This is a genomic window from Algibacter marinivivus, assembly GCF_003143755.1.
Lineage (GTDB): Bacteria > Bacteroidota > Bacteroidia > Flavobacteriales > Flavobacteriaceae > Algibacter_B > Algibacter_B marinivivus.
Genome location: NZ_QFRI01000004.1, coordinates 48096 through 61269, shown reverse-complemented (window position 1 = coordinate 61269; position 13174 = coordinate 48096). Strand labels below are relative to the sequence as shown.

Here is a 13174-nt window from a genome sequence, read left to right as displayed (position 1 = left end):
GAAAAACTTTCGTGTACATAACAATCATTTACAATAATATTAGCATGTATTTAGATCAAAAAGGAAAAGAAAAACTTTTCAAAAAACACGGTAAAAGTGCAAAAGATACTGGTTCTGCAGAAGGACAAATTGCATTATTTACAGCAAGAATTAATCACTTAACAGAGCACTTAAAAAATAATCGTAAAGATTATAATACTGAGCGTTCTTTAGTAAAATTAGTAGGTAAGCGTCGTGCTTTACTTGACTATTTAACTAAGAAGGATATCTTAAGATACCGTGCCATAGTAAAAGAATTAGGATTAAGAAAATAATCTAAAAAATAAAAGACCACGCTTTTCGCGTGGTTTTTTGTTTTTTGCGTTAGGGATTGAACGACATGTTTGAGCTCCCGACCTTAGGAGGAGCGAGTAGTGAAAGCCCGACCCCTTGTGGGTAACGCCCAAAATAATATAACTCGAGCGTAGGAGTTTAAACCACGCATTAGAAGAAGCTAGATCCCGAAACGAGTTCGGGACTAAAGGTTTTTCATTGGTCATACACACAACAACTACACACAACACAACGACCATTGTTTAACATGATTTGAGCATATTTATGCTTGAATTACAAGAAAAAATTTATGATTCCAAAAGTTTTTAAAGAGGTCATTGACCTAGGTGACGGTAGAGAAATTTCTATTGAAACTGGAAAATTAGCAAAACAAGCGCATGGTAGCGTTGTTGTGCAATCTGGAAAATGTATGTTATTATGTACAGTTGTTTCCAATTACAAACAAGCAGATGTTGACTTTTTACCATTAACGGTAGATTACAGAGAGAAATTTGCTGCTGCAGGACGTTACCCAGGTGGTTTCTTTAAGAGAGAAGCTAGACCTAGTGACGGAGAGGTTTTAACGATGCGTTTAGTAGACCGCGTTTTACGTCCGTTATTCCCAAAAGATTATCATTCTGAAACTCAGGTGATGATTCAATTAATGTCTCATGATGATGATGTTATGCCAGATGCTATGGCAGGTTTAGCAGCTTCGGCGGCTATTCAATTATCTGATTTTCCATTTGAGTGTCCAATCTCTGAAGCTAGAGTTGGTCGTGTAAATGGTGAATTTGTTATCAATCCAACTAGAGCACAATTAGAAGAGTCTGACATCGATATGATGATTGGTGCTTCTGCTGATTCTGTTATGATGGTTGAAGGTGAAATGGATGAGATTTCTGAAGAAGAAATGACAGAAGCGATTAAGTTTGCACACGAAGCTATTAAAGTACAATGTGCTGCACAGGTAAAATTAGCTGAAGCTTTTGGTAAAAAAGAAGTACGTGAGTACGAGCCAGAAAGAGAAGATGCTGATTTAGCAAAGAAAATTCATGATATGGCATACGATAAAGTATATGCTGTAGCTCAAGCAGGTTCTGCAAAACATGAACGTAGCGCTGCTTTTGGTGAAATTAAAGAAGAAATAAAAGCGTCTTTTTCTGAAGAAGAGCAAGAAGATTTTGGTGGGTTAATTTCAAAATACTACTCTAAAGCTGAAAAAGCAGCGGTTAGAGATTTAACTTTAAATGAAGGTTTACGTTTAGATGGACGTAAAACGGATGAGATTAGACCAATTTGGTGTGAGGTTGATTATTTACCTTCTACTCATGGTTCTTCAATATTTACACGTGGGGAAACTCAAGCATTAGCTACAGTTACTTTAGGTACAAGTAGAGAAGCCAACCAAATAGATATGCCATCTTACGAAGGTGAAGAGCGTTTCTATTTACACTATAACTTCCCTCCTTTTTCTACAGGTGAAGCTAGACCTATTCGTGGAACATCTCGTCGTGAGGTAGGACACGGTAATTTAGCGCAACGTGCTTTAAAAGGTATGGTTCCTGAAGATTGCCCATATACTGTACGTGTAGTGTCTGAGATTTTAGAATCTAACGGTTCGTCTTCTATGGCAACAGTTTGTGCTGGTACAATGGCAATGATGGATGCTGGTGTACAATTAAAGAAACCAGTTTCTGGTATTGCTATGGGATTAATTTCCGATGCTGATTCTGGAAAATACGCTGTGCTTTCAGATATTTTAGGTGATGAAGATCACTTAGGAGATATGGACTTTAAAGTTACAGGTACTGCTGATGGTATTACTGCTTGCCAAATGGATATTAAAGTAAAAGGATTATCGTATGAGATTCTTGTAAATGCTTTAAAACAAGCGCGTGATGGTCGTTTACATATTTTAGATAAGATTACTGAAACTATTGAAACACCTAATACAGAAGTTAAAGATCATGCGCCTACTATGGTTTCAAGACGTATTCCTAACGAATTTATCGGTGCTTTAATTGGTCCTGGTGGAAAAGTAATTCAAGAAATGCAAAAAGAAACTGAGACAACTATTGTTATTAACGAAGATCCTGTTACAGAAGAAGGTATTGTTGAAATTTTAGGTGTTGGTAGTAAAGGTATTGATGCTGTTATGGCAAAAATAGATTCTTTATTATTTAAGCCTGAAGTTGGTAGCGTTTATGAAGTTAAAGTAATCAAAATGCTTGACTTTGGTGCTGTTGTTGAATATGTTGAAGCTCCAGGAAACGAAGTGTTATTACACGTAAGTGAATTAGCATGGGAACGTACTGAAAATGTATCTGATGTTGTAAACATGGGTGATATATTTGATGTAAAATACTTTGGTATAGACAAACGTACGCGTAAGGAAAAAGTATCTCGTAAAGCTATTTTACCAAAACCTGAAGGTTATGTTGAAAGACCGCCAAGAGATAACAACCGTGGACGTGACAACAGAGGTAGAGATAATCGTGGACGTGATAACCGTCGTGATGACAGAAGACCTAGAGAAGATAAGAAAGAGGATTAATTTCTTTTATAGTCTATAATTTATTTAAGCCTGTTTCAAAATTTGAAACAGGCTTTTTTATTTACATTTGTATATAAATTAGCATTTTAAAATCATTTTATGGTCATAACACTATTGCCTTTAATTCATAAAAATCAACACGTTATTTCCATTAATTTTGAGTTTAATCTTGATGCAAAAAACTATATTAATGCTATTGAAGGTGTGTGCTGGAGTAAAACACATAAAACATTTTATATAGCCAATACCTTTTTAAATAAACAAAAGTTATATAAAGCATTAAGACGTAAAAATTGGTATGTAAATTATAGTGCATTAGCATCAAAAAAAGTACAAACGAAAAAAAACAAAGAAGATATTAATACTCTTAAACTACCTGTTTTATTAGAAGTTCAACAAAAAGAATTAGAAAAATTTAAAAAATGGATGCAACAAAAACGACTTAGCACCAATACAGTAAACACTTATTTCGAAGTAACCTCATTCTTTTTAAGATATGCACAACTTAAACAAAACCCTGTAAGTACAAGATTAATTGAGCAGTTTAATTATGATTTTATAGTAAGGCCTAATAAATCTATTTCTTACCAAAATCAATGTATTAATGGTATTAAAAAATATTTAGACTATAAAGGTGTGTTGTTATCAAATTTTCAATAGAGCGCCCAAAAAAACCTAAAAAACTACCCGAAGTTTTAAGTAATACTGAAATAAAAAACTTGTTAGATAGCATTATAAATTTAAAGCATAGGACTCTACTTACTTTAATTTATTCTTCTGGATTACGCATTGGAGAAGCATTACAGTTAAGAATTACAGATATTGATAGTAAACGTATGCTTATACATATAAAATCTGCTAAAGGTAAAAAGGACAGATATACTTTACTTTCTCCAAAATTTTTAGGATTACTACGTTTATACTACAAAACATATAAACCAAAAGATTATCTATTTGAAGGACAATCTGGTGGTTTGTATAGTGCTTCTAGTGCACAAAATATTTTAAAAAAAGCAGCTAAGAAAGCCAACATTACCAAACCTATTACGTTGCATACTTTGCGCCATAGTTTTGCTACACATTTACTCGAAAACGGAACAGATATAAGATACATACAAACTTTATTAGGGCATAGTAACCCTAAAACTACAATGATTTACACACATGTAAGTGAAACCAGTATTCGAAATATAAAAAACCCTTTTGATAATTTATAAAATTGTATTAGATTTAAATATTGTATGAAATATTCTATGTTTTAATAAAAATAAGCTGAATAAAAAATCTAAAAACTTCAGCTTAGCTACCCATAAAGGATTAATAAAAAGAATAAACATACTTATATAAACAAGTTGCCACCAATTATGAAACGAACTTTCTGCATTACATTTTTCATATTGTTTATAGCGAATTCTGTCATTTCTCAAACGGAATCTATAAAGGCATTGGTAGAAAAAACGAATGAATTGAATCTTGATATGTGGGATTTAACAGATTATGCAAAGAAACATCTAAAAGAAGAAGAACAATTAGCAAGATTTTTTTATTACTGGACAAGTTCAAATATAGAATATGACCATAAATCTTTGAATGAAAAAAATGAAGGAAAAATCTCATTAAAAGAATACTCAAATCGACAAGACGAATATCAAGTTTATGAAAACAGAAAAGGAGTTTGCGCTGGATATTCTAATCTTTTCAAGTGGTTTATGGATGAGATTGACATTGAAGCAGTAATAATAATCGGACATATTCGAGACGAAAGAAATCATTACGTTGAATTAACAAAAGATGATAATTTTAGACACGGTTGGAATGCAATTAAATTAAACAATAAGTGGATTTTAATAGATACAACTTGGGGAACTTCTAAAAAAGAAGAATACTCTGAATTTTATTTTGACATAAAACCTGAGTATTCAATTATTACACATTTTCCAGAAGACAGTAAATGGCAACTTTTAAAAGAACCTTTATCTCTTGAGGAATTTAATAAATCTCAATTTATAAAACCTATTTGGTTTATGATTGGATTTACAGAAGTTCCTAAACTGATGGCTGATAAAGATTTTTATTATTATACATTTCAAAACCTTCCGAATAATAAATGGTCTGTGAGTTTAAAAATGAGTAGTGACAATTTGAACTTTGAACCAATAAACAACATTGAAGTAATAAATCAAGATGGAACAATTTATTTTCGATTTAGAAAAGAACAAGTTCCTAAAACAGCTTATTTCAAAGTTAAAATAGTGAAATTTGAAAATCAAGGAGATCAACTATATAAAACTGAACACGACAATGTCATTAACTTCAAAATATAAAATAACTGGTGGCAACACCGTGTATAATTAATTGCTAGGTCACTGCCGACTTACGAACATTCCTGCGGAATATTCTATCTGTGATTTATTTGCTAAATTAGTTGCTTAACCACGCAACTAACCATACACAAAACCGTTGTGCAACATATGACCAAAACCGAAAGTTAATGACAAACCGAATTTTAACAGCTCTAATAATTAGAATTGCTGGAATATTTTTACTGACGAAAATTTTTGACCATTTTGGTTCTTACTTTTTTTCTGTTTACGGAACTGCAACTATGGCTCGATTTGACGAATTGTTAAGTGAACCGATTGATAAATTCTATTTTACTGGAACATTTCTGACAATAGCGAATATTGTCGTATCCATATTTCTATTCTTGAAAGCGGAATGGATTGCTAAAAAACTAATAAAAACGGACAATGAAATAAAAACGGAACTGAACGCTGAATCTCTGACAAAAGTGATTTTATTGACAGTTGGAGTTATTTGGTTGGCGAAATTAATTTATCTAATTCCGGACTTGATTGATTACTGCTCAAAATTCATTTCGAGCCTGAATGGAAATGAAGAAATTGAATTACCTGATTTTGCAATTGCGAATTATATTCTAAAAACGATTTTGACACTAATTATAATATTCCGCATTGAAAAAATATCGAATTGGATTATAAAGAAAATATAAATACGTTGCACAACAACGCGTATAATTAATGGCTAGTTTTAGCTTGCTTACGAACATTCCTGCGGAATATTCTATTTGTGATTTATTTGCTAACTTTAGTACTTAAACACGCCACTAATCATACACAAGACCGTTGTGGCTAATTTGAGAATGACCAGAAATAAAGTGAAAATAATTGATTTAATTTACATTGGAATTTACATTCTGTTCGGCGGACTTATATGCTTTTTTTATAAATTCTCTATTTTTCCCCAAAAAACTATTAATACATTACTTTTAGTTTTGACTTTCGGCGGACCAATATCTCTTTTTTGGATGTATTATCAAAGATTTAGAGAAAAGTCAATTACATTAATTTGGTTCGGAATTGGACTTATACAATGGTATATATTAAATGGCTTAAAAAGAAATTCGGATTTTAATTCAACGGTTGGTTCTTATGCAAATTATGACAAAACATTAATCGGACTTGTAATCATTTTGACATTATTTAGAATAATAAGTTTAGTTTTCACAAAACAAGAATTTATGGTTGCAGCTTGGTTTTCACCAAAAGACGACCGAAAATTGAATATTTTGGATACTGCATTTACATTTGTCGGATTTTTAAGCCTAATTGGATTAAGTGAAATATAAAAAACTAGCCACAACAAAGTATATAAAAAATTGCTAGTTTTACCTAAACCAAAGTTTGTTGCTCGTTTGTTAGCTTCTGATTTTCCTTCGGAAAATCCTCGCACACAAACACGCAACATTTCATATACGTAACCGTTGTGTGTAATGCTGACCAAGATTATGGGAATATTTGACTTTTTAAAATTTGGAGATAATTCAAAACCTTCGAGGAAGCATATTTCGTTTGCAAAATCTGCATTAGAAACAGTTGGAACGTTTGTAGAAAAAAACGAATTTCAATTACATAGTAAAAAAATTGAAACGTACTTTACGACTATTATTTGGCGAAAAGAAGAACAATATATAAAAATAACTGCATCTGATTTCCCAACTGATTATCCATACAATTATGACATAATACTTGGAGAAGGAAATTGCGATGACTTTTTTGAATCGGAATGGGATTCTATATCAATATCTGATATTCAAAGAATGTCTGAACCGAATAAAAAATATAATGGTTATGACTTTCCAAAAAAGCGTGAATTTAGAGCAAGTTTGGAAAAAGCGAAAACTGAATTAGCGGAATATGGAAATGGTTTCTTAAATGGAAATATGGAATTGTTTTATAAAGCACGAATATTGACAAACGGAGAAAAAAAACCTGAAAGAATAATAAAAAAAGACAAAAACGGAAAAGTTATTGTCGAACTTTTACCGTATAACGTTATTAAGAAAAGTGACTGAAATAAAGCACGTACACACAACATTGTATAAAAATAATGCTTAAATTTATTCCTAAATCTAAAGGTTAGCGCGTATTTGGTCGCTCTGATTTTCCTGCGGAAAATCCTCGGACACAAAACCGCACTATTCTTATACGTAACCGTTGTGCAACATTTGCCAAAAAACGAAAATACTTCTGAATTGAGTAAACTGAATACAAATTTACGAGCTGAATTAAAAAATGAAAATGAACTTGGAAGTCGAGCTAAACTGTTGCGGAATTTAATATTCGTATTCGCACTTGGTATTTCTTTAATGTCTTGTAAAAATGTAAAAACAAAATCTTATTGCGAATTTGACTTCTTTGAAAACTCAAGCGGGATAAAATTCCCTGAAAATGTTGAAATATTGGATTGTGAAGATGACCTTGAAGGACTAATATGGCTTCACCTAAAATTTGACCGAGAATCAGCACTTGAATTCGTTGCAACAAACGAAATGCATCAATATTCGGATGAAATAGAAAACGAACTTCTTAAATTATATGGTTCAGAAGATGACCAGCTTATTGAAAGTGTATCAACCTATATAAATGAAAATGTTGAACCGATTACCAAGAATCAAAATACATATTTGAAAACTGTACAAACGGAACATCAATTTGTTATTTATATTATCAATAAAGACAGTGGATATTTTTGGGGACAAATAGGATATCCAGATTGGAGTGGAGATTAAAAAACGTTGCACAACAACGTGTATAATTAATGGCTAGTTCTCGCCTACTTACGAAAATCCTCGCGGATTTTCTATTTGGTTTTTATTTGCTAAATTAGGTGCTTGAACACGCCACTAATCATACACAAGACCGTTGGCAATAATATGAAAAAACGAACCCGAATAATAATTGGACTTATATTTTTAGTCACGTCTTTGTCTTCAGCCTTTTATTTTTTACCAAAGGAATCTGAACTCTATTTGACAACTGACATTTCGGATTTACAGAAAACTCTTTTGCCAATATCAATTGCTTTATCGATTATAATTTCTTCAATACTCGTTTTCAAAAAATCGGAATATAACGGAGGAAATTGGTCTAGAATCTCACATCTTGGATATATTGGAATAATGAGTTACTTGATTTATAGTTTGTCATCTAGTTTATTGACAACTGTTACTCTAAAAATGAATAGAATATCCAAAACAGAAACGACGGAAAAAAATTTCGTTATGAGTACAATGACATTTCGTGAAAATGGAAAATTAATATCATCTGAACCTTGGGTTATCAAGTCTGATGGTAAATATGAAGTTCGAGGTAGAATTACTGGAAAATCTTACGATGATAATGTTGATGGAATATTTATGGATAAAAGTGACTATGCGAAAGTTGAACAAAAAAAAGAATTCGGAATTACTTTAGTAAATGGGTTATTCGGAATTCCATATGAACCGACTCTAAAAGAATAAATACTATTGCCAACAACGTGTATAATTAATTGCTTGGTCACTGCCGACTTACGAAAATTCCTCTGGAATTTTCTATCTGTGATTTGTTTGTTAACTTAGTTGCTTAACCACGCAACTAACCATACACAAAACCGTTGGCAACAAGCTGAAAATGAAACACGCATTAAACATATTACTTCTGATTTTAACTTTGATTTCCTGTAAAAATCAATCGGAGTCAAAATCTGAATTGAGCATTGAAACTGCTGAATTGTCTAAAGAATTTTCCCAACCCGAAATTCAACAAACCGATTCAATTGCTGAACAGTGGAATTTTATGGTCTTTGAAAAAGGAGGCTGTTTAGGTGGAACACAATATGTCACAGAAAAAAAGAGAAAAATTCCCACTATGGTTTTTAGTGAAAAAGAATGGGAAAAGTTTGCGAAAAATGACAAAACGGAATTGACTGAATTTCTTATAACCAAGCTTTCTGACACAACTAAAACCAAAGTGCATACTTGCCCATTTTTTGGAGCAACAAACGGAGAAATGGCTGTTTATTCACTTCAGCATATTCACAACAAGAATTGGCTTGAATTTTCGGAATTTAAAGAATATAAGGATAGAGAATATGGAAATGCAACAGACCAACCACAAATGTGGCTTCAAAATATTTTAAAAAACGAAAACGAAAGAAATAAAATAGCGGAATTGTATAAAAACGAACTGAAAAACTAACTTAAAATGAATAGCATAAATTTTAAAAAATGGGCATTCCATTTTATGATTTGGATTTTAGTAATAAATATTATTTCCTTTTATCTAACAATCAGCTACACCAGTATATTTAATGAAGGAGACAACACAGCAGAAGTTTTATTTTATTTCGGAATTTTAGGAACAGTTTTACTTTTATTGAGTCTGATTTTTATAATTTTTAGTACCATAAAAAAAGAGAAGAAAAATTATCAATATTGGACTTCAATAGTTGGACTTGTCATTTTTGGAATTTTGCCAATTTTAGCAAGTCTATTTTTAAATTAATTTAGAGAATAATTGAACTGAATAAATAAAAGCCAGTTGCCAACACCGTATATAATTTATTGCTAGTTCTAGCCTACTTACGAAAATCCTCGCGGATTTTCTATTCGGTTTTTATTTGCTAAATTACGTGCTAAACCACGCAACAAACCATATACAAACACGTTGGCAACAATATTGGCCCGTCCTGAATAAAGGCTGGTTCTATTTTCGTTTTTTTTTTTTGAATTTTAATAAAGATAATTCAGAAAAACTATTTTTTCGAAAATTGCAAATTTTAAGGAATTCTAACTCAAAATAGGAATGAATTATAATATCAATAATAAAAGCTAAAAGCCAACAATAGTCATAATTTATTATTGCAGAAATACCATATTTTTTTTTACTATTTTTATTTACACCTATCTTTTAAGCGAATAAGCCACAACATTAAGCGCATTAGGGATTGCAGAGGAAAGCCCACAGCCTGATCCCGATAGCTATCGGGAGAGGCGCGAGGACTTGTAACAAAAAGCCCGACCCCTTGTGGGTAATGCCCAAATAATTAAAGTGCATGTGACTTTTATGTGTTTTTAGTGTCTAATAATCAAGAGATTGAAATATTTTAATCTTTTTTTGTAACAAAATGTAACATTTGTACGTATAACTATTGAACGACCTATTTATTCACAATTAAATTCAGGAAACATTAGATGAGACAACTTAAAATTACGAAGCAGGTTACTAATAGAGAAACTGCATCGTTAGATAAATATCTACAGGAAATTGGTAAGGTTGATTTGATTACAGCTGATGAAGAAGTTGAATTAGCACAACGTATTAAGGCTGGTGATCAGATAGCTTTAGAGAAATTGACGAAGGCTAATTTACGTTTCGTTGTATCTGTTGCTAAACAATACCAAAACCAAGGGCTTACTTTACCGGATTTAATTAATGAGGGTAATTTAGGTTTAATTAAGGCTGCACAACGTTTTGATGAAACGCGTGGTTTTAAATTTATATCGTACGCTGTTTGGTGGATTCGTCAATCGATTCTTCAAGCTTTAGCTGAACAATCGCGTATTGTACGTTTACCATTAAACAAGATTGGTTCTATTAACAAGATTAATAAAACATTTGCCTTTTTAGAGCAAAGTCATGAACGCCCGCCTTCTGCTGAAGAAATAGCTAAGGAGTTGGACATGACCATTAATGATGTTAAGGAGTCTATGAAAAATTCTGGACGCCACGTAAGTATGGATGCACCTTTAGTTGAGGGTGAAGATTCTAACTTATACGATGTATTAAACTCTGGAGAGTCTCCAAATCCTGATAAAGAATTATTACATGAATCTTTACGTACGGAAATTGAACGTGCTTTGGAAACATTAACACCTCGTGAGGCTGATGTTATTCGTTTGTACTTTGGGTTAGGAAACCAACACCCAATGACTTTAGAGGAGATTGGTGAGACTTTCGATTTAACTAGAGAGCGTGTAAGACAAATTAAAGAAAAAGCTATACGTAGATTAAAACATACGTCTAGAAGTAAAATATTAAAAACATATTTAGGTTAGTAATTGTTAAAAATTACGACTAAATTACAGTAACAACAGTTACAAACATAACTGTTCGTTTTTTGATTGATGAAAGAACCCGCGGCTGATTACCGCGGGTTTATTTTTGCGCTATTTTTAAAATTCTTTTCCTTTAGCTAAAGACTTTAGTATCTTTGCCGAAATTAATTTTTATATGTCTTCTAAACTAATTGCCCCATCAATTTTAGCTGCTGATTTTGCTAACCTGCAACGCGATGTAGAAATGGTTAACAATAGCGATGCTGATTGGTTTCATATTGATATTATGGATGGTGTTTTTGTGCCTAATATTTCTTTTGGAATGCCTGTTTTACATGCTATTACTAAACATGCGAAAAAGACTATTGATGTGCATTTAATGATTGTTGATCCTGATAGATATATAAAAACATTTGCTGATCTAGGAAGTGATGTTTTAACTGTACATTATGAGGCTTGCACACATTTACATAGAACCTTACAAGCTATTAAAGCTGAAGGCATGAAAGCTGGTGTTGCTCTTAATCCGCACACAAACATAAGTCTTTTAGAAGACACAATTAATGATATTGATTTAGTTTGCATTATGAGTGTTAACCCTGGTTTTGGAGGTCAGAGTTTTATTGAAAACACTTATAATAAAGTAAAACAACTCAAAGACTTAATTAATCGTAAAGGTGCATCTACAAAAATTGAAATTGATGGCGGTGTTACTAATAAAAATGCAAAACAACTTATTGATGCTGGAGCTGATGTTCTGGTTGCTGGTAGTTATGTTTTTAAAAGTACGGACCAACCAAAAACTATAAAAGACTTAAAAGCTTTAGCTAATTCTTAAAACTGTTTTATAAAATAGTTTAATAAATCTGTAGTTGTAACTATACCAACTAAAATTCCATTTTCTAAAACTGGTAATGCGTGAAACTCTCTGTCGGCTAAAGTTTGAGCAACTTCTTTAATAGTCGTTTCACTAGTAACTGCTACAACATCTTTAGACATAACCTGTTCTATGCTAAACATATTATAAACAACTGATTCAACTGAATTACTTACTTCATCTCGACTTTCAGCAAAACTAATACGCATTAAATCTGTATAACTTAACATTCCAATTATAACCTCACCTGTAACTACAGGTAAGTGCTTTATCTTGTATCTATTAAAAAGGATTTCAGCTCTTTCTAAATCATCTGATCTTGTTAACCCTATAATATTTTTAGTCATTATAGTTGAAACCGGTATACGCTGTCTCATAATTTTTTGATTTAAGTTGTAAAGTAAAATTACTTCAGATTTATAAAATATAATATGATTTATATCTCTTAAAAAGTATTAATAAGTACCTGTATTAAGAATAAAAATTAATTTAAAATTTTTAGTAAATGTTTTATCATGTCAGTCGTTGTAACAATTCCTGTTAACGAATTATTATCAACTACTGGAAGCGCATGGAACTCTTTAGATGCTAAAATTTCGGCCACTTCTTTTATTGAATTAGATGAAGATACAGTGACTATATTTCGTTTCATAACCTGATCAATAGTAAACATATTATAAACCATTACATCTGCAGGATTATCATCATTATTGGTTATGTCTGCAAAACTTAATCTGAGTAGATCAGTATAACTCAGCATACCCATAATTACATTATCACTTACTACGGGAATATGCCTTATTTTATGTTGCTTAAATAATTGCTCTGCAGTTTCTAAGCTATCTGTTTTATTTAAAGTGATAACATTTTCTGTCATTATCATTGAAATAGGTGCTTTTCGTATCATAACATTATATCTTTTAGTTTGGTTTTTTAAAATTACTAAACCAAGAGTAGATAATGTATGACAAAAGTCATTATAGGAGATTTAGTACCCAGAAAAATCACAATTCTTGAAGAAGCTACT

At 31.6% G+C, this 13174-nt stretch carries 16 protein-coding genes; 14 read left to right on the top strand and 2 right to left on the bottom strand.

The features are described 5' to 3' along the window. The first annotated feature begins 44 nt into the window (after positions 1–44). From rpsO to rpe, 14 genes are all read left to right on the top strand, one after another. Entirely contained in the window at positions 45–314 is a 270-nt protein-coding gene (rpsO, locus tag DIS18_RS13300) for a 30S ribosomal protein S15 (RefSeq protein WP_109353574.1), read from the top strand. A 308-nt stretch (positions 315–622) separates the two neighbouring features. Beyond that, positions 623–2869, top strand: coding sequence for a polyribonucleotide nucleotidyltransferase (locus DIS18_RS13295; protein ID WP_109353573.1), 2247 nt, complete (start codon positions 623–625; stop codon positions 2867–2869). Positions 2870–2968: 99 nt separating this feature from the next. Continuing rightward, complete coding sequence (locus DIS18_RS15080; protein ID WP_245925709.1) at positions 2969–3529, top strand: hypothetical protein; 561 nt, start codon at positions 2969–2971, stop codon at positions 3527–3529. A gap of 59 nt (positions 3530–3588) precedes the next feature. Further along, positions 3589–4086 (top strand): tyrosine-type recombinase/integrase, encoded by a 498-nt coding sequence (locus DIS18_RS15075; RefSeq protein WP_245925707.1) that lies wholly within the window; start codon positions 3589–3591, stop codon positions 4084–4086. A gap of 147 nt (positions 4087–4233) precedes the next feature. Next, positions 4234–5193 (top strand): transglutaminase domain-containing protein, encoded by a 960-nt coding sequence (locus DIS18_RS13285; RefSeq protein ID WP_109353572.1) that lies wholly within the window; start codon positions 4234–4236, stop codon positions 5191–5193. A 167-nt stretch (positions 5194–5360) separates the two neighbouring features. Further along, positions 5361–5882 (top strand): hypothetical protein, encoded by a 522-nt coding sequence (locus tag DIS18_RS13280; protein ID WP_241974212.1) that lies wholly within the window; start codon positions 5361–5363, stop codon positions 5880–5882. Positions 5883–6197: 315 nt separating this feature from the next. Then, a complete protein-coding gene (locus DIS18_RS14980; protein ID WP_181364054.1) occupies positions 6198–6518 on the top strand; it encodes a hypothetical protein in 321 nt (106 codons plus the stop codon). Between the two features lie 144 nt (positions 6519–6662). After that, positions 6663–7244, top strand: coding sequence for a PHD finger domain-containing protein (locus tag DIS18_RS13270; protein ID WP_181364053.1), 582 nt, complete (start codon positions 6663–6665; stop codon positions 7242–7244). Positions 7245–7424: 180 nt separating this feature from the next. Continuing rightward, complete coding sequence (locus DIS18_RS13265) at positions 7425–7961, top strand: hypothetical protein (RefSeq protein ID WP_146191834.1); 537 nt, start codon at positions 7425–7427, stop codon at positions 7959–7961. A gap of 492 nt (positions 7962–8453) precedes the next feature. Further along, the gene (locus DIS18_RS14895) at positions 8454–8693 is read left to right on the top strand and encodes a hypothetical protein (RefSeq protein ID WP_146191833.1); all 240 of its coding nucleotides are present in this window, start codon (positions 8454–8456) and stop codon (positions 8691–8693) included. A 151-nt stretch (positions 8694–8844) separates the two neighbouring features. Next, positions 8845–9411, top strand: a complete 567-nt coding sequence (locus DIS18_RS13255; protein WP_146191832.1) for a hypothetical protein — start codon at positions 8845–8847, stop codon at positions 9409–9411. A 6-nt stretch (positions 9412–9417) separates the two neighbouring features. After that, positions 9418–9717 (top strand): hypothetical protein, encoded by a 300-nt coding sequence (locus tag DIS18_RS13250; RefSeq protein ID WP_146191831.1) that lies wholly within the window; start codon positions 9418–9420, stop codon positions 9715–9717. Between the two features lie 689 nt (positions 9718–10406). Continuing rightward, a complete protein-coding gene (locus DIS18_RS13245) occupies positions 10407–11270 on the top strand; it encodes a sigma-70 family RNA polymerase sigma factor (RefSeq protein ID WP_019387909.1) in 864 nt (287 codons plus the stop codon). 175 nt (positions 11271–11445) lie between these two features. Continuing rightward, the gene (gene rpe / locus DIS18_RS13240) at positions 11446–12108 is read left to right on the top strand and encodes a ribulose-phosphate 3-epimerase (RefSeq protein ID WP_109353565.1); all 663 of its coding nucleotides are present in this window, start codon (positions 11446–11448) and stop codon (positions 12106–12108) included. On the opposite strand, the gene DIS18_RS13235 is transcribed toward rpe, so the two are convergent. Together DIS18_RS13235 and DIS18_RS13230 are read right to left on the bottom strand one after the other, a co-directional pair. After that, positions 12105–12524, bottom strand: a complete 420-nt coding sequence (locus tag DIS18_RS13235; protein ID WP_109353564.1) for a CBS domain-containing protein — start codon at positions 12522–12524, stop codon at positions 12105–12107. The genes rpe and DIS18_RS13235 overlap by 4 nt on opposite strands. Before the next feature lie 107 nt (positions 12525–12631). After that, positions 12632–13054, bottom strand: coding sequence for a CBS domain-containing protein (locus DIS18_RS13230; RefSeq protein ID WP_109353563.1), 423 nt, complete (start codon positions 13052–13054; stop codon positions 12632–12634). Positions 13055–13174 lie beyond the last annotated feature (120 nt).